Source organism: Faecalibacterium sp. Marseille-P9590 (assembly GCF_017377665.1).
Lineage (GTDB): Bacteria > Bacillota > Clostridia > Oscillospirales > Ruminococcaceae > Faecalibacterium.
In genome coordinates, this window is record NZ_JAFREF010000003.1 from 197496 (window position 1) to 221932 (window position 24437).

The 24437-nt window shown below is 54.5% G+C and carries 20 protein-coding genes and 1 pseudogene; all 21 read right to left on the reverse strand.

All coding sequences use genetic code 11. From position 1 onward, the window contains the following. Positions 1 to 12: 12 nt before the first annotated feature. Positions 13 to 345: a plasmid mobilization relaxosome protein MobC gene (gene mobC / locus J3349_RS05885; protein ID WP_347564978.1), complete on the reverse strand. Its 333-nt coding sequence runs from the start codon at positions 343 to 345 to the stop codon at positions 13 to 15. Beyond that, positions 342 to 5219 (reverse strand): annotated as a pseudogene (locus tag J3349_RS05890) (DEAD/DEAH box helicase family protein); the annotation flags it as partial. The pseudogene J3349_RS05890 and the gene mobC, both read right to left, overlap by 4 nt. Positions 5220 to 6490: 1271 nt before the next feature. After that, the gene (locus tag J3349_RS05895; RefSeq protein ID WP_207676750.1) at positions 6491 to 6847 is read right to left on the reverse strand and encodes a TnpV protein; all 357 of its coding nucleotides are present in this window, start codon (positions 6845 to 6847) and stop codon (positions 6491 to 6493) included. Between the two features lie 850 nt (positions 6848 to 7697). Next, positions 7698 to 8090, reverse strand: a complete 393-nt coding sequence (locus J3349_RS05900; RefSeq protein ID WP_207676751.1) for a hypothetical protein — start codon at positions 8088 to 8090, stop codon at positions 7698 to 7700. A gap of 150 nt (positions 8091 to 8240) precedes the next feature. Next, positions 8241 to 8444, reverse strand: a complete 204-nt coding sequence (locus J3349_RS05905) for a transposon-transfer assisting family protein (protein ID WP_207676752.1) — start codon at positions 8442 to 8444, stop codon at positions 8241 to 8243. Beyond that, the gene (locus J3349_RS05910; RefSeq protein ID WP_207676753.1) at positions 8434 to 9351 is read right to left on the reverse strand and encodes an LPD16 domain-containing protein; all 918 of its coding nucleotides are present in this window, start codon (positions 9349 to 9351) and stop codon (positions 8434 to 8436) included. Before J3349_RS05910 ends, J3349_RS05905 begins: the two co-directional genes overlap by 11 nt. Then, positions 9351 to 11432, reverse strand: a complete 2082-nt coding sequence (locus tag J3349_RS05915; protein ID WP_207676802.1) for a DNA topoisomerase 3 — start codon at positions 11430 to 11432, stop codon at positions 9351 to 9353. Before J3349_RS05915 ends, J3349_RS05910 begins: the two co-directional genes overlap by 1 nt. Positions 11433 to 11493: 61 nt before the next feature. After that, positions 11494 to 12219, reverse strand: a complete 726-nt coding sequence (locus J3349_RS05920) for a DUF4366 domain-containing protein (protein ID WP_207676754.1) — start codon at positions 12217 to 12219, stop codon at positions 11494 to 11496. Beyond that, positions 12209 to 12475: a DUF4315 family protein gene (locus J3349_RS05925; RefSeq protein WP_097839652.1), complete on the reverse strand. Its 267-nt coding sequence runs from the start codon at positions 12473 to 12475 to the stop codon at positions 12209 to 12211. Before J3349_RS05925 ends, J3349_RS05920 begins: the two co-directional genes overlap by 11 nt. A gap of 13 nt (positions 12476 to 12488) precedes the next feature. Further along, positions 12489 to 14222, reverse strand: coding sequence for a C40 family peptidase (locus tag J3349_RS05930; protein WP_207676755.1), 1734 nt, complete (start codon positions 14220 to 14222; stop codon positions 12489 to 12491). Further along, positions 14219 to 16591 (reverse strand): VirB4-like conjugal transfer ATPase, CD1110 family, encoded by a 2373-nt coding sequence (locus tag J3349_RS05935; RefSeq protein ID WP_207676756.1) that lies wholly within the window; start codon positions 16589 to 16591, stop codon positions 14219 to 14221. The genes J3349_RS05930 and J3349_RS05935 overlap by 4 nt, the downstream gene beginning before the upstream one ends. Continuing rightward, positions 16563 to 16928 (reverse strand): PrgI family protein, encoded by a 366-nt coding sequence (locus tag J3349_RS05940; protein ID WP_207676757.1) that lies wholly within the window; start codon positions 16926 to 16928, stop codon positions 16563 to 16565. Before J3349_RS05940 ends, J3349_RS05935 begins: the two co-directional genes overlap by 29 nt. Positions 16929 to 16941: 13 nt before the next feature. After that, positions 16942 to 17808: a VirB6/TrbL-like conjugal transfer protein, CD1112 family gene (locus J3349_RS05945; RefSeq protein ID WP_207676758.1), complete on the reverse strand. Its 867-nt coding sequence runs from the start codon at positions 17806 to 17808 to the stop codon at positions 16942 to 16944. Positions 17809 to 18021: 213 nt separating this feature from the next. After that, positions 18022 to 18237, reverse strand: a complete 216-nt coding sequence (locus J3349_RS05950) for a Maff2 family mobile element protein (RefSeq protein WP_055186938.1) — start codon at positions 18235 to 18237, stop codon at positions 18022 to 18024. Between the two features lie 139 nt (positions 18238 to 18376). Further along, complete coding sequence (locus tag J3349_RS05955) at positions 18377 to 20143, reverse strand: VirD4-like conjugal transfer protein, CD1115 family (protein ID WP_207676759.1); 1767 nt, start codon at positions 20141 to 20143, stop codon at positions 18377 to 18379. Beyond that, positions 20140 to 20604 (reverse strand): PcfB family protein, encoded by a 465-nt coding sequence (locus J3349_RS05960; RefSeq protein ID WP_207676760.1) that lies wholly within the window; start codon positions 20602 to 20604, stop codon positions 20140 to 20142. The genes J3349_RS05955 and J3349_RS05960 overlap by 4 nt, the downstream gene beginning before the upstream one ends. Positions 20605 to 20628: 24 nt before the next feature. Continuing rightward, entirely contained in the window at positions 20629 to 21060 is a 432-nt protein-coding gene (locus tag J3349_RS05965) for a DUF3846 domain-containing protein (protein WP_207676761.1), read from the reverse strand. Between the two features lie 132 nt (positions 21061 to 21192). Further along, on the reverse strand, positions 21193 to 21663 hold the full coding sequence (locus J3349_RS05970) for a hypothetical protein (protein WP_207676762.1): 471 nt from the start codon (positions 21661 to 21663) through the stop codon (positions 21193 to 21195). Positions 21664 to 21730: 67 nt separating this feature from the next. Then, positions 21731 to 22681: a ParB/RepB/Spo0J family partition protein gene (locus J3349_RS05975; protein ID WP_207676763.1), complete on the reverse strand. Its 951-nt coding sequence runs from the start codon at positions 22679 to 22681 to the stop codon at positions 21731 to 21733. After that, positions 22638 to 23465, reverse strand: a complete 828-nt coding sequence (locus J3349_RS05980) for a ParA family protein (RefSeq protein ID WP_207676803.1) — start codon at positions 23463 to 23465, stop codon at positions 22638 to 22640. Before J3349_RS05980 ends, J3349_RS05975 begins: the two co-directional genes overlap by 44 nt. Before the next feature lie 4 nt (positions 23466 to 23469). Next, entirely contained in the window at positions 23470 to 24336 is an 867-nt protein-coding gene (locus J3349_RS05985; protein WP_207676764.1) for a DUF6017 domain-containing protein, read from the reverse strand. Positions 24337 to 24437: the final 101 nt, after the last annotated feature.

The window sequence follows — 24437 nt, forward strand, 5'->3', positions numbered from 1 at the left end:
CTGCGGGCAGTGTTACAGCTCGGTCAGCTTTGCAAGAATTTGCTTGCTGACGCTGATCAGTTCATCCAACCGGGCGCGCAAATCCTCCAGATCGGCAGTATAAATCTGACCGTTTTCATTGGCTACTTTGGCGTACTGGTTCAGATTGTTGCTACACATCTGCAGAAGATACGCCATCCGGCGCAGCTGCGGCAGATCCAGATGCAGACAATACCCGTCCAGTGCCATCTTGCGCAGATAGGAGCCAATGCTCAGGATGCCGCTGGCTTCCATTTTGTTCCGAATCCGCTCCAATTCCGCCTTGCTGACCCGGAAATGGAGTTGCTGGTCACGGCGGTCGCTCACCGGGCATCACCATCCTTGTCGTAATAACTGCGGAAGGGCTTCACCGGCTCCGTCTTGTCCGACTTTTCTTCCAGTGCCGCCAGCACCGAGGGACGGCGAGGTGCATCCTCCTGTTCTTCCTCATCCTGTTCCGGCTCGTGGCTCTTTTCGTCCACATCCAACTGAGCGTTCAATTCTGCAAGTCGTGCGGACTTCTCTGCCAGTTCTTCCTCCTGCGGGAAGGGCTTTTCCACCTCAATCTGTGCCGCTGCCTGCTGCTGATGCAGGGTATCCAGCTCGTTTTCTGCGGCGGTGATACGCTCCGGGAAATTGTTCAGGGAGTTATCCAGACGAATGATGTTGCCCAAAGGGTCGGTGCCCAAGGGCACCGTGTACTTCCGCTGCCCTTTCAAAAGTGCCTGATACTCCGTGCGGAAAGCATCGAACCGCAGGGACAGTTCAAAGCCCCGGTAGCTGCCGATGACTTTTTCCTCGGCGTTGGGCAGTTCGGAGCAGGCAAGCACCAGACGCTCACCGGCGGTCTTTTTCTCGTCGTAGGCAACACCCTTGATGACCATGCCGCAAAACTCCTCCTTGCCCTGTGGATGGGCGGCGGCAAGCTGTGCATCGGCTTTCAGCCCGGCAATGTGGGCGTTCGTTTCCTGAATGTCAGCCGGGAACTTGGTCAGCAATTTGTCCTGCAAGCGGAATTTCTGGCTCTGGTGGTCGGCTTTCAGCACCTTCAGCTTTGCCACCTGTACATCCAAGTCCATTTTCTCCTTGATGAGCGGATTTCCGGCACACAGTGCTTTGATTTCCGCATAGGAAAGCGCCTGCTCGTCTACGTCCTCGCAGGAGCGCACCGGGGATTTGGAAGTCATGATTTGGCTGATGAATCGCTGTTTATTCTCAAGAGTCTGGAAGAGGTAGCTGTCAAATGTCCCTTCCGTGACGTAATTGAACACCTTGACTTCCTTATTCATATTGCCCTGCCGGATGATGCGCCCATTGCGCTGGGTCATGTCGCTGGGCTTCCAGCCCACGTCCAAGTGATGCACCGCCACAAGCCGCGATTGGACGTTGGTTCCGGCTCCCATTTTCGCCGTACTTCCGAGCAACACTCGCACATCGCCGGAGCGCACTTTGGAAAAGAGCGCTGCCTTTTTTGCTTCGGTGTCGGCATTGTGGATGAACTCGATCTCGTTTTCCGGCACACCGGCGGCAATCAGCTTTTTGCGAATATCGTCATAGACGTTAAAATTGCCGTCGTTTTTCGGGGTGGAGAGGTCGCAGAACAAAAGCTGGGTCAGCTTCTGGTCTTTGCCCTCCTCCCAGATTTTCAGCACATTCTGCACACAGACGTTTAACTTACTGTTGGGGTCATCCGGCAGCATGGGGTTCATCAGGCGAACATCCAAGCCAATCTTTCTGCCATCGTTGGTGACGCAGAGCATATTGTCCACAGACGCATCCACCGTGCCGGAGTGAATCTCAGCGGCACGCTTGCTCAGCTCCTGCACCATCTCCTTTTGGAGGTCGGACGGCTTTGCCACCACCGTTTCAAACTTTGCCTCCGGCACAGGCAGATGAAGCTGGTCGGCAGTCTTGATGTCTGCAACCTCCTTGAACATGGACATCAGTTCCGGCAGGTTAAAGAACTTGGCAAATCTAGTCCTCGCCCGATACCCTGTACCTTCGGGAGCAAGCTCGATGGCGGTGGTGGTCTCACCAAAGGTAGATGCCCAACAGTCGAAGTGGGTCAGCTTTTTCTGCTGGAGGGTGCTGTATTGCAGATAGCGCATGACCGTGTACAGCTCGGTCATGGAATTGCTCACGGGTGTACCCGTGGCAAACACCACGCCACGCCCTCCGGTGATCTCGTCCAAGTATCTGCACTTGCCAAACATATCGCTGGATTTTTGCGCTTCGCTGGTGGATAATCCTGCGACATTTCGCATTTTTGTGGTCAAAAAGAGGTTCTTGTAAAAATGGCTCTCATCCACAAAGAGCCTGTCAACGCCCAGTTGCTCAAAGGTAATTACATCATCCTTACGCTCATCGGAGCGCAGTTTTTCCAGCTTAGTTTCCAGCGTTTTCCGGGTCTTTTCCATCTGTTTGATACTGAAATTCTCGCCTGCGTGGACTTTCAGCTCGTTGATGGCGGCAAGCGTTTCATAAATTTGCTCCTGAATGATACGCTCCTGCCGCTCAAAGGACAGCGGGATGCGCTCAAACTGGCTGTGCCCGATGATGACGGCATCGTAGTCGCCGGTGGCGATGCGGGCGCAGAATTTTTTGCGGTTGGCGGTCTCAAAGTCCTTGCGCCGTGCCACCAGCAACTTAGCATTAGGGTAGAGGTTCAAAAACTCCGATGCCCACTGCTCTGTCAGATGGTTGGGCACGACAAAAAGGCTTTTCTGGCACAAACCAAGGCGTTTTGCTTCCATGGCAGATGCCGCCATTTCGTAGGTCTTGCCTGCGCCCACTTCGTGTGCAAGCAACGTATTACCGCCATAAAGCACATGGGCGATGGCGTTGCGCTGGTGTTCCCGGAGGGTGATCTCTGGGTTCATGCCCACGAATTTGATGTGGGAGCCATCGTATTCACGGGGTCTGGTGCTGTTGAACAGCTCGTTGTACTGCTTCACCAGCGCAATGCGCCGCTGGGGATCTTGCCAGACCCAGTTTGCAAAGGCATCCTTGATGACCTGTTGTTTCTGCTGCGCCAGCATAGTCTCCCGCTTGTTCAGCACACGCTTGGGTTTGCCCTCGGCATCCTCGATGGTGTCGTAGATGCGGACATCCTTCAGGTTCAGGGTCTCCTCCAGAATCTTGTAGGCGTTGGCACGGGATGTGCCGTAGGTCTCGGAGGAGATAATGTCGCCCCGCCCCGTAGCCGTTTTGCCCTCCACACGCCATTCGGCGGTATACGGAGAATATCTCACCTTGACCGCGTGGCGCAGATAGTAGGGGATCTGGAAGGTCTCGGTCATAAACTTTTGGATAATATCCGGGTCGAGCCACGTTGCACCCAAGCGCACATCAATTTCGGAGGCTTCCAGTTCTCTGGGCTGCGCCTTGGTCAGTGCCTCCACATTGACGGCAAATTCCGGGTTGGTCTCTGCCGCAAACTGTGCCATCCGCAGCTTTGCCCGGACATTGCCGGACAGATATTCGTCTGCCATCTGCCAGCCCGCTTCTAGGTCGGTGGGGTCGGCGGCAGGGTCTTTGAAGATCACGCCGGAAAGTTCGGTGGTAATGCGCCCATAGTCACCGGGCGTGCCCAACAGCTCCGCCATATAGGGCAGGTCCACTTTGCCATGTTCCCCGATGGACACCGCCAGCGCTTCGCTGGGGGTATCCACACTGGTGACGGTACGCTCCGGGCGGATGGTGCGCTTGGTGAACATCGCCGCTTTGGATTTAAGCTGCCCTTGCTCGTCCAGATTTTCCAGCGAACACAGCAGATAATAGGAGGAATCCTGCTCAAACAGCCGCCCGTTTTTGCGGTCGTTCAGCAGACCGTACTTTGCGGTAAAGGCATCGTAGGCGGCGTTCAAACGCTCCTGCACTGCCTTGATGTCGGCATCGGGGTAAGCCTCCAACTGTTGCTGAATCAGCTCGTTGACGATCTGCCGCAGCTCCACCATGCCGGTGACACGCCCCTTGGCGGTGTCGGACAGTTCAACCTGCGTCATCACGGAATTTTCCCGGTAGAAAACCTCGCCGTCCACCACGGTGTAGGAGAAATTCTTCACCTCCGGGTCGGCAGGCAGGGTGTGCCGGGTGGCTTCTTCCTCGGCAATGTCGGGAGCGTCCACCTCGGCGGCAGTATACTGCCCTTCAATATGCTGTACCGCCTCGGCAAGCTGGTCGCCAAGGTTTGCGCCCTCGATGGGCACAACGGTCAATTCCTCTCGTCCGTACTGGGTGCTTTCGGTGGTAAGCTGCCCCAGAACCATCTCCGGGTGGTCTACGAAATACTGGTTGATGGCAAAGCCGTCCTCGGTCTTGCCAAGCTGTACCCAGTCCGGCTCATGGTCGATGGGGCGGTTACGCTTCTGCAAAAAGATAATATCACTGACAACATCTGTGCCAGCGTTGGCACGGAACGCATTATTCGGCAGACGGATCGCCCCCAGCAGATCGGCACGCTCTGCCATGTGTTTGCGGGCAGTGCTGTCCTTGCTGTCCATGGTGTAGCGGCTGGTGACGAACGCCACCACGCCGCCCGGCCGCACTTGGTCGATGGCTTTGGCGAAAAAGTAGTTGTGAATGCTGAATCCCAGTTTGTTGTACGCCTTGTCGTTGACCTTGTACTGACCAAAGGGAACATTGCCCACCGCCAGATCGTAGAAATCACGGCGGTCGGTGTTTTCAAAGCCCGCCACCGTAATGTCTGCCTGCGGATACAGCTTTTTCGCAATGCGCCCGGTGATGCTGTCCAGCTCCACGCCGTACAGACGGCTGTCTGCCATGCTGTCCGGCAGCATTCCGAAGAAGTTGCCCACACCCATGGACGGCTCCAAGATGTTGCCAGACCGGAAACCCATGCGCTCCACGGCATCGTAGATGCCACGGATAACGGTGGGGCTGGTGTAGTGGGCGTTCAGGGTGCTGGAACGGGCGGCGGCGTATTCGTCCTCGGAAAGCAGTCCTTTCAGTTCGGCATACTCTTTTGCCCAACTATCTTTTCCGGGGTCAAAGGCATCCGCCAGACCGCCCCAGCTCACATACTGGGAAAGCACCTGCTGTTCCTCAGGGGTGGCACCACGGTGCTCCTGCTCCAACTTGAACAGGGTGCGGATGGCTTCAATGTTCCGGGCATATTTCTGCTTTGCGCCGCCCTCGCCCAGATGGTCGTCTGTGATGCGGAAGTTCCCAGCAGGCTCCGGCGCAGGTTCAGCATTCAGAGCTTCATCCAAGGCAGCGGCATCCGGGAAGATCTGCACTTTTCCGTCCATCACAGTAGAGATGGGGAGTTCGTCCAGTTCTTCGTCCGTAAGCGGCGGTTTGTCCTCGTCCGGCTCATGCGCAGGAGTGAGATTGACCGTCAGGTTGTGCAGATGGATGTTGCCCGGCTGGCGCAGCAGCCGTTCCAGATTTTCCTTGCTTTCCGAGCGGGCAACCGGATAGACCTCATCCGGGTCACGAAGCTGGATGTTCAGAGTTCCGACAGTTTCGACCGTAAAATCCTTACCGTCCAGACGGATTGTATCGCCCACACGGTAATCACGCTCTTTTGGGAGAGCGGGAACAGGTTCATTTTCTGCCAAAAACTTTGCCTTTTCCACTGCAAGCCAATCGGCGGCGGTTCGTTCATCCGTCTCTTTTTTCAAAGCGGTGCAATAGGATTCGGCCTGCTCCTTGTCTGTAAATTGCGCCATTCCGTTATCATTTGCATAGTAGCCCTCATTGAGATCATCCCAGATAGCAAAAAGCTGGGACGTACCTCCGACCACTTCGCGGACAGAAAAACGCTCATATTCCGGCACCTCGGATTCCTTGTAGATGGTTTCTGCCTGCTCCAGCATTTCATCCACACGCTGGCTAGGTTCATTCTGCCGCAGACCGTCCTCGAATTGTCGTTTGTTGATAACTTCGTTATCCCACGACTGTCCGTGTGCGCTGGTGTCGATGCGAACATCCGTTTCGCCGATATAGCCAATGGTGCCCTCGATGGTTCCAGTGGGCAAATCAACCATTACATCGTCACCGACTTTGTAGCCGTTTTCTTCCTGTACAGTGGTACGCTGCTCTTTTTCCTCATCGGTCAGGTAGCGGTCGGATTGGATCATCAGGTCGATATACTTTTCCACCTGCGCCCATTTCAGGGTGATTTTCTGGTGGTCGGGGTAATGGTCAAATTCCAATCCCTTCCAGTCGTGGTTGACGAAGCCTCGGCTTCCGTCCAGAAAATCGTGGGAGTGCCCACCAATGCCGTACTCCTTTGCCAGTGCTTTGGCACGGAGTTTTCGGTCAGGCTGGGTCTGGTACAGTGCCATAATGCGCTGTTTGCCGCCTGCAAACCCTGATCCATGCCGCCGCAGTTCGTTTTCAATTTCAGCCTGCGACAAAACAAAAGCGGAGGGCGTTTTTTCGCTCTCCGCTCGGTCGATTTTTTCGATTTGCTGGGCTTCGGTGGGGATGTTCGCATCCAGAAAACTTAGCTGTAGATCAGCTCCGTCATCACCAGTTCCTCTGCCTGTGCTTTCAGGCTGTTCATGTGTTGCACCCACATCAGTTGATTCTGCGCTTTGTCCGGGGCTGGGTCCTGCTTCAGAAGCTGTGCCATGGTCTGCTGCATCCGGCTCTCTGCCGTCTGCTCCACCTCCATCAGGTGCGGATACAGGCTCCCGTTCATCAGCATCGTGTGGTACAGCACCGGGTGCTGCTCCTTCAGGTAGGTCCAGCGCAGCCTGCCGTACTTGCCCAGCGGCTTCTGAGGCTGGTTCAGGATCAGGTTCGGGAGCTGGTAGTCCCCGACGGTCGAGTAGGTCACGTTCCTGCTGTTCGTATTCATGTTGGCTCCTTTCTGCATTGCGGCGGCGGATGGTAGTTTTGACGGTGCGCTCGATGTTCCGCAGCACCTCCCGGCTCATGTCGCTGACGGCTGCGCCGAGGGCAAAGACGGCATCCGGGGTGGAAAAATCGTGGATGGCTTGGAAATCGTCCTTGTCGAACCAGCCTGCCGGCTCAAAGCCGCAGCGTTCCAGCAGCGTGTAGGTGACGCTGATGGCGGCGGCGGACTTGAACTGCATCTCCACCCCGGCTTCATCATAATCCATCAGCAGCGAACCGTCAACGATGGCACGGATGTCGCCGCCGTTGTTGTCCCAGTAATCTGCCACCAGTTTCCCGGCAGCATCCGCAAGCTGCTGGCTGACACGCTCTCCGCCGATGCCGTAGGTCTTGCTCAACATTTCCGAAACCGGCTGTTTCAGGTCGTCGTTGAACTGCCACACCTCCGGGTCATGGGAATTGCGGCGCACCCCGGTGTCGCTTACGTCAAAAACGTAGTGCAGGCGCGGAAATCCGCTGAATTCGTCCAGCAGGGCGATGCCCTTGGCCCCCCGGCGCACATAGCGGTTCATCCGATTGTTCCAGATGTCGAAGTCGGCGCAGGCGGTGGCATCCGGGCGCTGGGCGTAGATCATGAGCTGGTCGGCAAAAGGGTACTTGTACAGCCGGGATGCGGTGGTCAGGTAGTCCGTCCAGCTTTCCCAGTACCGGGTCAGTCCGTTTGCCGTGCGCTGGGCAAGGGCGAGATATTCTTCGGTTTTGCTTGGCATAGCGTTCCTCCCTTCAATCTCGTTGTAAACAAAAAAGCGAGCGGCCTTTTCAGGTCACTCGCTTATGGAATCTATGGTATTTTATTCGTGTTTTGCGGCAAACTTTTCTGCCATCTCCAGCAGACGGTCAAAGGTCTGCTTTTCTTCCGGCTCCTCGATCAGCTTTGCAAGGAGCGCACGGAACACATCGGTGCTGTCCTGCCCCAGTGCGGCGGCAACTTTGTCGATGCAGTCGTGCAGCTTCTTGACCGCTTCATCGGAGGGTTTGGATTTGGCAAGCAGGTCGGACAGGTAGCTGATGAAGGGATAGGTGGAATCATCGTTGATGATCTCGTTGGTTTCTTCGATGATCTTCTGGTTATCTTCGGGGGTCATATCGCCCTTTTCTTCCCATACATCACGGGATGAAGTGCGGCCTTTCAGAAAGGTGGCAAAAAGCAGGCGGTCGATGGGTGATCTTTTTTTGGTATCCATTGGCTATCCTCCGCTTTCAATTTTTCTGTGCATTAAAACTGGTTTTAGTATAGCATGAATGGAAGGATTCTATCAAGCCCACTTTCTTGCGGTTTGCGAAAATTTTTCGGAACAAAAGAGCCTATGTACGCCGCCCGCAGGCGGCAAAAATCAGTCCCGGGGAAATTCCAGCTCGGCAAACTCCGCATCGGTCATAAGTTTCAGCTTCTCGACCACACCCTCGGACAGCTCCCGGAGAGCAAACTCATCGGGCATCAGGTAGCACTGCATGAGCCGAAGTTCCTGCATCAGCTCCAGCCGCGAGCCGGTGTTGTAGAGCATCATCAGCATCAGTTCCTCAGCATTAAAGTTCATGGGCATCCCTCGCTTTCTTACATCCAAAAGGGTTGCATTCCGGGGCATCACATTTTTCTCTTGCGCCCGCCAGCTCTGCCAGCTTTTCCAGCGTGGAAGGGCGATTGGACGGCCCCAGTTCTTCGGCTTCGGCAACTTTGTCCATGATGAGGTCATAGTCCTTCAGCACACGCCGCCCCTTTTCCATGTGGTGCGCTTCCAGAATCTGCTCCCGGACTTCCTGAATCGTCAATTCGGGTGTGTCGATCTGTCCACCATCCATCACAGAATAATCGCTGTGATAAAGGGTATAATCCCAGCCATCTTCACAGGACTGGATGGCAAGATAGCCTTTGCCGCCCAGCTCCCATGCGCCCTGCTCGTCCTGTGTCTGAATCTCAGGATAGGCGGTCGAGCCGGTGCGCTCCATCATCTCGCCGAACTGACAGATGTGATAGACGTTTCCGTACTCGCCCAGATCAAAATGATAGTCGTCCAGATGCTCGACCCGTGCCGTGTAACTGTTGCCATCGGAACGGTCAACCTGAATCACACCATGATTCGGCACCCGGTAGAGATCATCATAGTGGCTGTTGATGAGCCGGACATCATCTCTGGGAATCGTGGGGTCATCCCAGATGCGCCGTCTGCCGATACCAGCTTGCGGGATGTTTTCGAGGATCTTTACGCTTTCCTGTTGGATGGCCTTGCGGTCATCGTCCGAAAGTTCAAACAGATACCAGTTCCGGGCAGCAGGAATGGCGTTCCTGCCATCGGGCGGCAGGTTCTTTTCCGAGATCTGCCCGCTTTCCAGCGGCTCACCAGTTACCTTGTTATAGGTGGCAAAGCCGACTCCTGCACCGTTTTCCCGGAGGTGGAGATAGCGTTCATCGTTGATAAGGTAGACCGCTTCTTTTATCTGCTCCATCAGCACCCACCTTCAAATTCCAGCGAAAACTTGCTGCGGCCATCGGCTTCACAGGACAGCAGCACGGTGGCATTGTAGGTCTTGCCCTTGACGCTCTTGCAGTCCTTCAGCCGGACCCGACCATCCCGCAGCAGCTTGTCCGCCACATGAGCGTCCAGACGCTTGCCCAGACGCTTAAAGAACGCATTGTCCTTCCACAGCACGAAACGGCACTCCCGGTTCTCACAGAACCAGCCCTTTTCACGCTCCACAACATTTGCACCACAGTTCGGGCAGACACCAATGATTTTGTTTTTCATAAGCGCATTCGCTCCTTTCGCAGCCTCGGTGGTCGTTACCAGCGAGGAAATCATCTCTTTGATTTCAGTCATAAAAGTTTCCGGCTCCATTTCGCTGCGCTCGATTTGCAGCAGTTTTGTTTCCCAATCAGCGGTCATTTCCGGGGATTGGATTTCTTCGGGCATCACGGTGATGAGGGCTTTTCCCTTATCCGTGGGCAGCAGCACCTTGGTTTTCTTGGTGCCCTTGCGCTCCAGAAAGCCCTTCTGCACCAGTTTTTCAATGGTGGCAGCTCTGGTTGCCGGGGTGCCGATGCCCTGACGTTCCACACCCTCCGGCATACTGTCTGCACTGGCAGTTTCCATAGCGTGCAGCAGGGTGTCCTCGGTAAAATGCTTCGGCGGTGAGGTCTGCCCCTCTTTCAGTTCGGCGTTGAGAATGCCACACTCGTTCTCTGCCGCATTGGAAAGGGCGGTGAGTTCCTGCTTCCGATTCAGGATGTCTGCCAGCACCTTGCGCTCCACCGCTTTCCAGCCTTCCTCCAGAATCTCCTTACCTTTGGCAGTAAACTCCTCTCCAGCACATTCGGTGGTCAGCAGGGTTTCCAGATACCGGAAGGGCTTGCTGACCGCCATCAGCGTCCGGGCGATGATGAGTTTCAGGACGTTCTGCTCGCCTTTAGGCAGAGCCTCCAGATCGGCTTGCAGCATACTGCGGGTGGGCAGAATGGCGTGGTGGTCGGTGACTTTTTCCCTGTTGACGGTGCGCCGTGTCCGGGGCACAGCCTCGTCCACATCTGCCGGGGTAATGTCGAGAAAGACTTCCAGTGCCCCGGTCAGTTCTTCCAGCATTTCCTCGTCATCGTCGGTGATATAGCAGCTATCAGTTCTGGGATAAGTGGTAAGTTTCTTCTCATACAGGCTCTGCACATAGTCCAGCGTCTGCTGTGCGCTGTATCCCAACAGGCGGTTGGCATCTCGCTGAAGGGTGGTCAGATCGTACAGCGGCGGCGGATTTTCGGATTTTTCCTTGCGGGTGATGCGCTGGATCGTTGCTACCATCTCCTTTCGGCAGGCTTCCAGCAGGTTTTCGGCAACGGATTTTTCGGGAATGCGGCGGCTGGATGCCGTGCAGCCGCTGGTCAGTTCCAGATCCACCGTGTAGAACTTCTCCGGCACAAAGGCGGCAATGGCGGCTTCCCGCACCACCGTCATGGCAAGCACCGGGGTCATAACACGCCCCACCGCCAGCGGTTGACCGTACAGGCACGAAAAAAGCCGGGACGCATTGATACCGACCATCCAGTCGGCACGTTCCCGGCAGAGTGCTGCGTTGTACAGCGCATCGTATTCAGTTGACGGTTTGAGATGAGCGAAACCCTCCCGGATAACAGATTCCTCCATGCTGGACAGCCACAGGCGGGTAAAGGGCTTTTTGCAGCCCGCTTGCTGGTAGACAAGTCGGAAGATCAGTTCTCCCTCCCGGCCGGAATCGCAACTGTTCACAATGCTATCCACATCCGGGCGGTGCATGAGCTTTTGCAGGATACCGAACTGCTTTTTGGTACTGGCAGACACCAGATACTGCCACTTTTGCGGCAGGATGGGCAAGTCTGCAATGCTCCACTTGACGTACTTGGCATCGTAGATGTTGGGTGGAGCCAGTTCTACCAAGTGCCCTACGCACCAGCTTACCAGATAGCCGTTGCCTTCAAGGTAGCCGTCTTTGCGGCTGGTTGCGCCAAGGACTTTTGCATAGGACATAGCGACGGATGGCTTTTCCGCCACGACTAATTTTGCGATAAAAATCCCTCCAATCTGTTTTGGATTGCAATATGTACGGCGGCAAACGCCGCCAATAGAATTATTCTTCTGTGTTATCCTCCTCGCCGGTCTCTTCCGGCTCGTCCTCGGTGGGAATTTCAAAATCACCCTTGTCCTCGGTGTAGTTTGCATCGGGGTCAAGGGCTTCTTTTTCGGCCTGCTTTTTCTGCTTCTGCTTCGCAAAGGCATAGAAAACGCCGCCTGCCGCCAGCGCAATCAGCACGACCGCACCCAGAAAGCCGGACGCGATCTTTGTGACCTTGTTCTCCTTGGGCTGTTCCGTGCCGGATGCTGCCGCTTCTTCGGCGGCTTTTTTCGCTTCTTCCTCGGCTTTCAGCCTGTCCTGTTCTGCCTGCGCCGCCGCTTCTTTTTCAGCGGTATAAGCATCGGCAGCATCTTCCTCCATCAGAGCCAGAAGGTCGGCTTCGTCCACAAGGTTCATAAAGTGAACGGTCTGCTGCCCCTTGGCGTTGCGGTCAATCACCAGATAGAAAGTTGCACCCGACTTCGACACCAGCGTAATGAACTGCTGTCCGCTGCCATCGGAATAGTTGGTGTGGTAATCGTCCACCAGCGTCAGGTTGCCCTCCGGGGTCAGGGCACCAGAGGTTTCATCTGTGATGGTGACAACATCCTCCTCCACGACCTCCGGCAGAACAGGCTGCTCCACCGGGGCAGCTTCGCCCTCAAAGGCAAAGGCGGGAGCCGCCATGCCAACGCACAGTGCCGCCGATACCAGCAGCGCACCCAGTTTCTTAATCTTCATCTGTATCGACCTCCTTCTCAAAAGTTGCACCCACAGCAGACAGCGCAGCCGGGTTCGGGGTGGCGGTTGCCGACTGCCGCAGCAGGGCAGCAAGCTGTTCCGGCGTGACCTTTGCAGTCCGCACCATCTCGTTGACCTCGGCGGAATCCTCCTCCTGAATGCGCCGTTCCAGAATCTCGATGCGGTTGTTCAGCTTGATGCGGCGTTCCTTCTCTTTTTCCAGCATTGCCCGCAGCTTATCCGATTTTTCGCTCATAAAACTCCTCCAATCATTTTGAAAGCCGTCCGAACCCGGCGAGATGCTTCTCCCAGTAGGACGAGTGAATGTTTGCGTACTTGATGGGGTCTCCGGCACTGACCATCATGCCATTGCCGAGGTAGATTCCAACGTGACTTTTTCCGGGGGTATCATACGTTCCCTCGAAGAAAACAAGGTCACCGGGCTTTGCTTCTGACTCGCTGATGTGCTGGCTCTTGTTCCACAAACCGTTGGCGGTGGTGCGCCCCACATTGTAGCCGTTCTGGTTGTACACCCAACAGACATAACCTGAACAGTCGAAGCCGGTTTCCGGGGTGGAGCCGCCCCACACATAGGGTGTGCCCACATACTTTTGGGCTTCCTTGTAGATGGCGGCAAATTCCTCGTCCGTCAGGGCTTCTGCCGGAACCTGATAGTCGATGCCCGGTGTACCAGAGCCATCGGAGCCACCGGGCGGCAGACCGCCGTTGAACAGATAAGGCCGACCACCCAAGGTGTCTTGAAAGATCTCGTACCGTTTCCATTGGTCAGCATCCAATTCTTCCCGGACAACCACCTCCAAGCCACGATTGACCAGCTTGGTGTGGAAGATGCGGTACTCATAGGGCACCTGCGTGGGGACTGGGATTCCTGCCGGACTGATGACCCACACGGTCTTATACCGTATCTGCACCTCCACCCATGTGGTCAGCTTGTACTGCTTTTTGAAGGTCTCCTTCAATTTGCCCTGTACCTCGCTGCGAGTGTAATCGTCGTAAAGGGTGGTCAAATACGAAGTGAGCTGCCACGGGTCATGCTCGATGGGGTCAAGGTGATACTGGTACTCGTTGTAGCCGGGGTGGTCGGCGGGGGTGCGCTTGATTTTCTTATCCAGTTCCTTTTCCAGCTTCTTGTAGTCCTGCTCTGCGCCCCGGATGTCCCGGTCCTCGGCAGAGTACATGGTCTGCCCGGATACCTGTGTACCTCCCGAAAAGAGGATGCCGCAGGAGGAAAAGCCGGACATCACCATGAGGATGAGCAAAAGAAAAACGCCCACGATCACCAGAACGTGTGCGTTGCCCTTGGCGGCATTCATCAGCCCCTTTACGGCAGTGCTGACGGCGGTTTTACCTTTTTCTACGGCTTGTTCCACGCCGGACCGGGCAGCAGATGCACCGTTGGATGCCGCCTTGCCGCCTGCGGTCTGCGCCGCCGTGCCCGACCGGGCGGCGGTATAATAGCTTTTGTGAATTTCTTGCCGCTGTTTCCAACGTGAAAGCCAGTTGGAGCCGCCCTCACCGGTGCCGGATGCGCCTGCATCTTGTGCCGCAGTCGGCTCTCGTGCAGAAGATTTTGCGGTTTTGGTGCCCTTCTTGCCCTGCATCTTGGCTTTCTTTTTCAGCTTCCTGGCATAGCGGCTCTTGGCAATATCGTGGGTGGTCTCGGCGGCTTTTTCGCCCTCGCTCAGAGCCTGCACACCGACGTTTTCATCCTCGTACTGGTCAACTTCCCGGTGCACCGCAGAGCGGGCGGCATGGGCGGCGTACATTTCACGCTTCTGCGCCTTGCTCAACCGGCTCAACTCGTCCGGGGTCAGTTCCGCCTTGCCAAACCGCAGATGCTGTGCCTTTTCCGCAGCTTTATCTGCATCGGTTTTCAGCTTTTTCTTTTTGGGCACCGTCTGCTCTACCTTGGCTTTTTTCGGGGGAGAACGGGTCTTTTTTGCGGACGTTTCCTCTTTGATGTTCAGCTTCGGTTCACTCATTTCTGCACGCCCTCCGAGACTTCACCCAACTTGGTGGTCATAATGCGGTAGAGTTCCAGATCGGTGGGGAAACGGTCCACAAAGGGCAGAATGACATTGCCGAAAAACAGCAGCCCTTCGCCCTCGCCGGAGTGGGTCACATAGGAAAGCTGATGGGGCGAGATGTTGAGCTGCTTTGCGAGGATCTGCCGGTCTCCTGCCGCCTGATTCAACATGATGATCATGTCGCTGTTCTCGAAAATATTCTCGACCTCACGAGAGGAAAGCAGGTCTTTGACGTTCTGGGTAAGCCCCGTGGGAATACCGCCCCACTTACGGAAACGCTTCCAGATCTCGACGGAATAAGCGGCGGTCTGCTCCTCTTTCAGCAAAAGGTGCATCTCATCCATATAATACCGGGTGGACTTGCCGCTGCTGCGGTTTGCGGTGACACGCCCCCAGACCTGATCCTGTACGATGAGCATTCCCAGTTTTTTCATCTGCTTGCCCAGTTCCTTGATGTCGTAGCAGACGATGCGGTTGTTGACGTTTACATTGGTACGGTGGTTGAACAGGTTCAGGGAGCCTTTCACATAGATTTCCAGAGCTGTAGCAACATGGTGGGCTTCTTTCTCGTCCTGTTGGAGCAGGGCGTTGTACAGATCCTCAAGAATGGGCATATTCTCCGGGCAGGGGTCCGCAAAATATTTGCGGTAAATCAGATGCACACAGCGGTCAATGACGGTTTTCTCCACCGGCAGCAGCCCTTCCTTGCCGCCCACCACCAGTTCGCACAGCGAAAGGATAAAGTCAGCTTTCAAGGAAAGCGGGTTATCTTCCTCGGAGTAGTTGGCATTGATGTCCATGGGATTGATGAACTGGGTACTGTTGGGCGAAATTTTGATGACCTGCCCCTTCAAACGATTCACCAGCGGCGAGTATTCGCCTTCGGGGTCGTTGATGATAATATCATCGTCCGTCACCAGAAAAGCGTTGGTGATCTCACGCTTTGCCGAGAAACTTTTGCCGGAGCCGGGAGTACCCAAAATCAGGCCATTGGGGTTCTTCAGTTTCTTCCGGTCTACCATAATCAGGTTGTTGGACAAAGCATTCAAGCCATAATACAGGCTTTCTTTGCCGGACTGGTACAGTTCCTGTGTGGTGAACGGAATGAAGATTGCCGTGCTGCTGGTAGTCAGTCCCCGCTGAATTTCGATCTGGCAGTCAGCCAGCGGCAGGCTGCTCATCAGCCCTTGCTCCTGCTGATAGTCCAGTCTGCACAGGTTGCAGTTGTGTTTCTGGGCAATGGAGCTTGCCTGAAAGACGTTGTTTTCCAGCTCCTGCTCCGTGCGCCCGGTGTTCAAAACGAGGAATGTCACCAAAAACATTCTCTCGTTCTGGCTCTGCAATTCCTTCAAAAGAGCCTTGGCATCTCTGCCGTAGGTCGCCAAATCCGATGGAATGATGTCAATATCATATCCGGCACGGATGGCTTTCTTCTGCTCCTCAATCTTTGATCTATCGAGTTCGGTGATGGTGCGCTTCACGGTCTTAATGGCACGATTCTGATCGACACTCTGGATGTGCATGGTGACGATCTGGCTGGAATCCATATCCAGAAAATCCTTCAGCAGCTGGTCGCTGATGTCGGATGCCGTGATGCTCAAGAAACTGGCGGCGCAAAAAATGCCGCCCATCTGGAACGTCCGGGAGTTTTTGAAGGCAAAGGCGGTGGGTGCAATAGCATCCTTCACCGAAAGCCCACTTTTTACGAGGTCTTTCCAGTCGAAATGAAACTTGCTGGCACCGTCCATGTTGAACATATCGTGCATGAGTTTCAGCCGCTGGACACCGTTCAGGGGCTTTGCCTGCACCCCCAGCCGGTGAAAGTTGTTGAGCAGATCGTTCTGGATGTGGTCGAGCCGGGGCTTGACCTGCGCCATGCTTTCGCCCTCCACACCAAAGGTGATGAACTTGGTCTTGGTCAGACCATTATTGCCCTTGGCAAGCTGCTGGCGCAGCATCTGGGAATACTCGGCGCGCACATCGTCAAAACCATCCCGCTGGTACGGGATACGGATGCTTTTCTCAAACTCGGTGCTATCCGTTGCCATGTTCACGAAGGACAGCTCAAATTTGATGGAGCTGTCGAAGAAGTTCAGAAAACTGCACCATTCCTCAAAAATCGCCGTCTTATCCTCCTGCTGGGCAAGCTGATAATTGATGTCCTGATACTGGATGGTGCGGGTGTAGTAGTTGGGCTTCACCCGGCAGGTGCCATCCTCAAACATCCGCTGCATGGGGATAGACTGCTGGGCGGTCCGGGGCACAACGGGCTTTGCATTCTGCCTGCGCTTGTGCTTAACGGTCTTTTTCCAAAACGGAATCATGAGTCATGCCTCCCTTCATCAAAATCGCATAGTAATTGTTGGTCTTGTAGGGGCGAATTTTCGGGCGGACAAACCGGGCCTGCACATAGTACGACAGCAGCTTTTCCATGGGCTGACCGTTTTTTTCGTACATTCCAAGGAAGAACGCCGGCAGCATCACCGCCATCATGCCGAGGGTGGCGGTAGTGTTGCCGCCGGAATCCCGGAGAACAAAAAACAGCGGCACTCCAATGAGAGCCGCTGTGCCAAAGCAGACGAGCTGCCGTTTGGTCAGATTGAATGCGACCTTCGATTTCACCTTCGTCAGGTCACGGGGGACGGAAATATACGCAGCCAATAAAGCACCTCCTTTAATGCGCTCCGAGAACGGATTTTGTCACGGAACTGGTCTTGAACAGGCTGAAACAGAGCAGAACAGTGTAGCCCACAATGCTCCAAATGGAGTTGATGGCATCCCCGGAAATCGCTACGCTCTGGATCAGCACCGCATAAATTGCTACGCAGATGAGGATGAGAAAGCCCTGAAAACCCAGCGCAAACAGGCATTTCAAATAGTTCTGCCCCATGTGGCTCTGCTCGTGGTTGCCGAAGGTTGCCATGGGGATGGGCGCAAGGCTTACCATGCAGTAAATTTCAATCATTCTTCCGTAGACGATGACGAAAATCACGATGGACAGGATGCGCATGGTGATGCCGATGAAGAGGGATTGCAGGAAAAGCCCGAACAGGGGGCCAACGTCCATCTGCATCAGGCTGGATTGCAGCATGGAAAGCCCAATGTCGTTGACACGGGTGTTTCCGGCGATGATGCCGCTGGAATCGGACACCACCTTCTGTGTCAGGTCAAAGACCGCCATCACAATATCGAAGGTGTTGCTGATGAGCCATACCGAAACAGCGGTCTTAAAAATCCAGCGCATGATGAGGGCAGGCTCAAACTGCGCCATATTGTTATGCTGAGTGATCATCTCGATCAATTCATAACAGGCGATGAAGGTCAGGATGATGCCTGCAATGGGTAGCACCACGTTCCGGGAGAGGGCTTCGATCATAGCGAACACTCTCGGCTCAAAGCTGGAGGGCTTGGTGCCCACCTGCTGGGCGATATTGCCGACCTGCGTGTTCACATCGTCGAACAGGCCGGAAAGGTTTGACATAATGCCTGCCGTCAGGATGCCTTTGATCCAGTCGGCAATGGCTTTAAGAACGGTTTCCATTCAGCAGTCACCGTCCTTAGCTGAAGTGGTTGATAAGGGTCTTGAGAAGGTTCAGGAGAAAAATAATGTGGGTCAAAAACTGCATAATAGCACCGCCTTTCGCTGATGGGTGGAGTTTCGTACCGCAATGCGCTCCTTATGATAAAGGACTGTTATCCACAGCAGAGATGGAGCGATTGCGTATGTACAGGCGGGAAACCCCGCCTGCGGCTCTTAGCCGAACAGACCAGACAGCAGAGGAATGAGGGTGATGCCCACCAGAGCAACGCCGCCGCCAGCCATGAGCTGCTTCATGCCCTGAGACTTGGAGCCGGGGTTGTCGTTACCATAACCTTCCAGCAGGTTGATGGCACCCCAAACGCCGAGACCGGCACCGAGAGCAACAACGAGGGTCTGGAGGACTTCGATAGCAGAGTTAAAGAATTCCATAGTCGTTTCTCCTTTATAAATGAAAGTTGCAGACCGTCCGTACACACCTGAAGCCGTTGTTGTTAAGCCGCAAACTGCGGCGAGAGTGAGCTTGCCGGTGTACCTCTCTGGTCCGGGTAAAATAAAACCGCCTACCGGTTCAGGCAGGCGGGAGCGAATCAGCGTCCACCACGATGAACTCATCACCGGAGTGGATTTTTTCTTTTCGGTTCAGATATTTTTCAATATCGAAGGTGTTTTTGGGGTCGTAGTCCGAGGTCAACTTGTAGTTGGGGTGCTGGGTCAGGTCGTATTTGTCCGAGAGAAACGGTCTGACGCCACGCAGCTGCAAAATACACTTGCCGCCGTCCAGCACCGCAATCTCGTCCCGGCTCAATAATTCATGCCCCATCTTCTGGAACGTAGTGCCGTAACTGGGGCTGTTGCCACGGGTATCCGAGGTGTTGAAGGCGTCGATGGTCTCCTTGCCTAGCATTTCGGACAGGTCTTTCAGGGTGGTAGGTTCGGAGCCGCCCAGAAAAATTTGAGAATCCATGTTGCCCACGATGGTGTCCGCATTGTCCTTGTAGATGGCTTTCAACTGACTTCTCGCCTGCAAAACAAGGCAGGCGGAGATCTCACGACTGCGGATGGTCGCCACCAATTTTTCAAGGTTTGGAATCTGCCCGATGTTGGCGCACTCGTCGATCAGGCACCGTACATGGATGGGCAATTTGCCGCCGTACACATCGTCTGCTTTGTCGCACAGGAGGTTGAAAAGCTGGGTGTAGACCATGCTGATGAGGAAATTAAAGGTAGAATCCGTGTCCGACATGATGAGGAACAGCGCCGTTTTCTTATCGCCCAGCGTGTCCAGTTGCAGTTCATCGTACATGGTAAGGTCCCGCAACTCTTGGATGTCGAAGGGCGCGAGCCTAGCACCGCAGGAAATCAGGATGGATTTTGCGGTCTTTCCGGCAGCCAGCTTGTAAAGTTTGTACTGCCGCCCGGCAAAGCTGTTGGGCTTCTTTTTTGCCAGTTCCTCAAACAGCAAGTCCACCGGGTTCTGGTATTCCTCGTCGTCCTCCAGTACCTGCATGGTGTTCAGCATCTCCAGCAGGGTAGCGAAGTTTTGCTCCTCCACCGGGGCTTCATAGTGCAGATAGGCAATCAGGGCAGTGAGCAAAAGACGCTCCGATTTTTCCCAGAATGGGTCCCCGCCGGACCCTTCACCCTTGGTGTTGGTCATCAGGGTCGTGACCAGTTTCAGAATGTCCTTTTCGCTGTGAACATAGGCAAAGGGGTTATAGTGCATGGACTTTTTGAAGTTTATGGTGTTCAGGATCTTCAGCTTGTAACCGTTTTTCAGAAGTGCGTTCCCACACTCGACCACGATACTACCTTTCGGGTCGGTGACCACATAGGAACTGTGACATTGTAAAAGGTTGGGCTTGAGCCAAAACCGGGTCTTGCCGCTGCCGGAGCCGCCCACCACCAGCACGTTTTTATTCCGGGCATTCTTGGGGTCAGGCGGGCGATTGCTCATCATCAGGCGCTCTGTTTTGGTCAGAATGATATTGTCCTCAAACTTCGGAGCAATGAACGGCTCAATGTCCTTGGGCGTACCCCATCGGGCAGAGCCGTATTCCATGCCATGGCGGTACTTCTTGGCGTTTTTGCCACGCAAATAGACCGCCAGCCGTAACCCTGCGCCGCAGCACAAACCCACCAGCAAATCAAGCGGATGCAGGCTGGGCAGAGGGTTTGCAAACGCCATCGGGATGGTGCCCATCATAGACATAATGCGTTCGCCCAGTTCTTTTCCCTCGGCAAGCCGCCATGCTTCACCAAGGTTCGTTGCCACCAGCCCCAGCAGGATATAGGGCAGATACAGCGCAATCAGCTTCGTCAGCTTTTTCGTGGTCATAAGCCGCGTTCCTCCTGCTTGCGCCGGACTTTGCCGGAAAGTTCCGCTGCGGCCTGCACCAGTTCATGCAATCGTGCCAGCACCGAGGGGCGTTTGTCCTTGTTGAGCAAAGATGCCGAATACTCTTTGAACGCCGAGTTGAAGGCTTCTGCGTCCGGGGCTTTGAAAAAGACCAGATACCGGGGCGGCACCTCAGAGGTGTCCTTGCGGATGGCGTAGTCGATGCCGTACTTTTTGGCATAGCGTTCCAGACCACGGATGCCGGTCTTGCTGATCTCCACGCTGGACACGCCCCGGTTCTGCCGCAGAAGAGTGCGGACGCTCTGCTTACCTTGGGATGTTTTGGACTGGTATAGCCGAAATGCCGCCTTTACCGCCCGGAGGACGGTCCGGGCAGACAGCTTTGTGGTGGAGATCATAATGTTGAATGACTTCTGTTCGATTTCTTCCTGCACTGCCATCACCTCCCGTGCAGCAGGGTGATTTTAGCGGTCATGCTCTGCCGGGGGCTTGGTGCGGGGCTTTTCTGCAGGGGGTTCATCGGGCACCGGCAGTACCAACAGACGGTTGCCCAGCTTCAGAAAGGCTTCCGGCTGATGGAAAAGCTGCTCGTACTTCTGCGCCAGTTCCGGGGTCAGGGATGCGAAATCCTCCTCACCCAGCCCCACCACGAGAAAAGTCCCGGCAACGGCATCGTACATTTCTCCGTTTTCATCCCGAAGGGCACGGTTCAGGGGCAGTCCCATGAGCTTGCCGTCATCGTTATAGACGATGGCAACCGGATCTTCAAAAGGGTAGCTTGCGCCGATGGAGCCGCCCACCGCCTGCTGCAAGGCTTTCAGGTCGTTATCGATCTCGACCTGCTGCGGATACTGCCCCGGTGCAATTTTCAGCACCGACAGGGTGTTCTCTTCCATGCGAGTCCTCCTTTCCATTCAGTCCGATTTCGCCGCTTCGTGCCGCCTGCATCAAAGCCGCCACGAAGAAGCCGAAAAAGGCACCTGCTTCAAAAAATGCGAAACCGATAAAAAAGTTCAGCATGGCACACCTCAGTCAATACAGATGCAGGTCAGTTTGTCTCGGTCGATCATCAGGGTGACACTCTTGGTCTCCAGATATTTCTGGATGGTGTACATATCGCCCATCGTCAGAGATGCGAAGTTGCCATCCTCATCGAAGCGGTGAAAAATGACCGGACCGACCAGATACCGCTGCCCCATCAGCTTGACAACCTGTTTAGGATTGTAACGGAAGCCCAGCGGCTCGTTCTCAGAGATGCCGATACCCTCATCTGCTTCGTCGAAGCAAGCCAAAATGTGCGGCGCATCGTCAGGACGGATAACCGTCAAATCCAGAACCGGCGAGGTTGCGGCGAAATAAGGCTCTGCACTGCCAAGCTCGTTCTTCATTGCCATGTGCATGATTGAGAAGAAGCCGGTCACGGCATCGTCGATGTGGTCGAGCTTCTTGCTCATGCTGTCGATGGTCTTTGCGGTCTTGAAATCAATCGTGTTGTTCATAGGCGTTTCCTCCGTTATTTTTGCAAAATAAAAAGACCCGAATCGGGTCTCTTAGTTCAGTCTGCGCTCAACGCGCTTCTTCCTGCTTCTTCTGTTTTGCCTGCTGTTTTTTCAGCTGCCACTGGTCGAGCAGCTTGATGATGATGCTTTCCATCTGCCGGGGCGTGTAACTGCGCGGAAAGTATTTCCGCAGGGTTTCGTTTTTGATGGTCACGGTATCCAACTCGCTTTTCTTTTCTTCCCCCATAATATCAACTACGGCTTCTGATGTGAAATTGCCCTCCTGTGCCAACTTTTTTATGCGCTTTGCTTGTGAGAATGAGGGCGCATTTTGCGTATCGTCCATGGCATTTATCATCTCCTGCTGCTGTTCAGTAGAGAGATAAGACAGTTCCACCGCAGGATTAAATGATACTTTTTTCTCATCTACCATATTCAGCAGTTCAGGAATGAGGTTCGTCAAACGAATAAATCGTTGGACTTGTCTGCCACTTTCACCGCTTTCTTTACCAATAAGATCGGCTGTTTCAAAATTCCCGACAACTTGTCGGGAATTTTCTTTTGATGGCCTACCAGCAGTTCTTTTCATAGCATCCATCTTCATTTTGTACGCAAAAGCCCTTTCGCTAGGCGAAATGTGTTCTCGCTGTAAATTGGAATCGACCATCAAAATGGTGGCAGCATCATCGTCCATATTTCTTACAATGACAGGCAGCGTTTCCAGTCCGGCCATCTTTGCGGCGAACTGACGGCGGTGCCCGGAAATGATTTCATAACCATCACCATCTGGGCGCGGCCTTGCGATAAGCGGAGCCAGCACACCAAACTGAGCGATACTTTCTACCGTCCGGGTCATGGCTTCATCATCCACGACCTTGAAAGGATGGTTGGTGAACGGATGCAGTTCACCGATAGGGATTTGCTGCACCTGTTCCCGCTGCTCCTCCTGTCGGTTTTCCTCGGTGGAAAACAGGTCATCTAGCCCTTTCAGAGCTAAGTTTCCGCTGTCGATCGGCATCTGCCAGCACCTCCTTTGCAAGAGATTTGTAGGCTTCTGCCACCTTGCCCTTGGAGTCATAGGCAAAGATGCTTTTTCCTGCCGCACTGGTTTCCGCCGCACGGACTGACCGTGGGATAGTCTGCTCGAACACCTTCAGGTGCTTTCCGTATGCCTGCCGGATCAGGTTGCTGATCTGTTTTCCGTAGTTGGTGCGGTTGTCGGTCATGGTCAGCAGGATACCCTCGATTTTCAGCTTCGGGTTGATTTGCCTTCTGACTTTTTGGACAGTCTGCAAAAGTTGTTCCAAGCCTTTTGCGGACAGGTACTGCGCCTGCACCGGAATCAGGGCAGCGTCTGCCGCCGCCAATGCGTTAATGGTCAGCATTCCCAGCGAGGGCATACAGTCCAGCAAAATAAAATCGTACTCCCGTTTGGCACTGTCCAGCACCTGCTTGAGCATCTTCTCCCGGTTCATACTGTTCACGAGGGCTACTTCCAGCCCTGCCAGTTCGATGTTTGCCGGGATCAGGTCAATGCCCTCTGCATGGTGCAGAACGCCCTCACCGGGCTGAATGGGCTGGTCGTTCATGGCTTTTTGCATCAGGGTAGAGAGGGTAGTGGGCAGTTCATCGGGCTGCTGCCAGCCCATGCTGATGGTCAAGCTGCCCTGCGGGTCGGTGTCTACCAACAGGACTTTTTTGCCCTCCATTGCCAGCCCGATGCCCAGATTCTCACAGGTGGTGCTTTTCCCAACACCGCCTTTTTGATTGGTGACTGCAATAATCGTAGCTTTCTTTGCGATAACATCACCCCGCCTTCGGTGAACCGCGCGCAAAGTCGTGGTTCGTCTTGTTCTGATAGTAGAGGTTCATGGTGGTGGGCGCATTGTAGAGCATCGCCAGCAGATACTGCTTCATGTTCCGCACCGGGGCGGTGTTTTCTGCCAGAGAATCCAGCACAAAACGGATGTGGTCGGCGTTCAGCTTTTTCAGCCGACTGCGTACCACCTCGGTGGGCTTATCATCTCCGGCAATCCACAACATCTTGCGTTTGGTGGAACAGGTATCCACAAGCAGGTCTACGATCTGGTAGATTGTATCCTCATCGTCCGGGCAGAGTCGGAGCAGAAGTTCTACCTCCAATGCCTGATAAAAATAATCCTCAAGCTGCTCCCGGATTCCCACGGAATAGATAGGGTCAGGATCGTTCCACTCTGTCTTATTCTTATCAGTCTTATTTGCTTGCGGTTTTGACTGCACCAGAATTGCGCTTTCGACAGCACCAGAATTGTTGTTTGGGCAATTCTGTACTTGCGCTTTTGGCAGTCCAGACGAAAAGTCCTTGACGTAGATCAGGCTGGGTCTGCCCAGACCACGGCGTTTGCGCTCGATGAGGTCGATGTCCTCCAACTCCCGGAACAGCTTGACCGCCTTGTGCTCGGCGCAACAGAGGGATTCCTGCACTTCCCGGACGGTGTAAATGATATACACCCGGCCCTGCTCGTCAAGCCAGCCGTTCTTTGCGGACAGGCTCATGCGGTCCAGCAGAATGCCGTACAGTGTCCGGGCATCGGTGGAGAGCTGCCGGAAGCGGTGGTCTTGGAACAGTGCCTTTGGGATGCGGAAATAGGAGAACAATTCGCCCGACTGACCATAGAAGTAGTCCAGCGTCATTTGGTGTGACCTCGGATTTTCAACTGTATGGGTGTATTCATGTGGAAAACCTCCTCCCTGATTTCTGCAAAAGAAAAAGCTCACCTTCTTTTTGAAAGTGA

Coding starts and splice junctions, on each gene's coding strand:
- J3349_RS05895 (WP_207676750.1), bottom strand. CDS start 6,847: ATGAATACGAACAGCAGGAACGTGACCTACTCGACCGTCGGGGACTAC.
- J3349_RS05900 (WP_207676751.1), bottom strand. CDS start 8,090: ATGGATACCAAAAAAAGATCACCCATCGACCGCCTGCTTTTTGCCACC.
- J3349_RS05905 (WP_207676752.1), bottom strand. CDS start 8,444: ATGAACTTTAATGCTGAGGAACTGATGCTGATGATGCTCTACAACACC.
- J3349_RS05910 (WP_207676753.1), bottom strand. CDS start 9,351: ATGGAGCAGATAAAAGAAGCGGTCTACCTTATCAACGATGAACGCTAT.
- J3349_RS05920 (WP_207676754.1), bottom strand. CDS start 12,219: ATGAAGATTAAGAAACTGGGTGCGCTGCTGGTATCGGCGGCACTGTGC.
- J3349_RS05925 (WP_097839652.1), bottom strand. CDS start 12,475: ATGAGCGAAAAATCGGATAAGCTGCGGGCAATGCTGGAAAAAGAGAAG.
- J3349_RS05930 (WP_207676755.1), bottom strand. CDS start 14,222: ATGAGTGAACCGAAGCTGAACATCAAAGAGGAAACGTCCGCAAAAAAG.
- J3349_RS05935 (WP_207676756.1), bottom strand. CDS start 16,591: ATGATTCCGTTTTGGAAAAAGACCGTTAAGCACAAGCGCAGGCAGAAT.
- J3349_RS05945 (WP_207676758.1), bottom strand. CDS start 17,808: ATGGAAACCGTTCTTAAAGCCATTGCCGACTGGATCAAAGGCATCCTG.
- J3349_RS05950 (WP_055186938.1), bottom strand. CDS start 18,237: ATGGAATTCTTTAACTCTGCTATCGAAGTCCTCCAGACCCTCGTTGTT.
- J3349_RS05955 (WP_207676759.1), bottom strand. CDS start 20,143: ATGACCACGAAAAAGCTGACGAAGCTGATTGCGCTGTATCTGCCCTAT.
- J3349_RS05960 (WP_207676760.1), bottom strand. CDS start 20,604: ATGGCAGTGCAGGAAGAAATCGAACAGAAGTCATTCAACATTATGATC.
- J3349_RS05965 (WP_207676761.1), bottom strand. CDS start 21,060: ATGGAAGAGAACACCCTGTCGGTGCTGAAAATTGCACCGGGGCAGTAT.
- J3349_RS05970 (WP_207676762.1), bottom strand. CDS start 21,663: ATGAACAACACGATTGATTTCAAGACCGCAAAGACCATCGACAGCATG.
- J3349_RS05975 (WP_207676763.1), bottom strand. CDS start 22,681: ATGCCGATCGACAGCGGAAACTTAGCTCTGAAAGGGCTAGATGACCTG.
- J3349_RS05985 (WP_207676764.1), bottom strand. CDS start 24,336: ATGACGCTGGACTACTTCTATGGTCAGTCGGGCGAATTGTTCTCCTAT.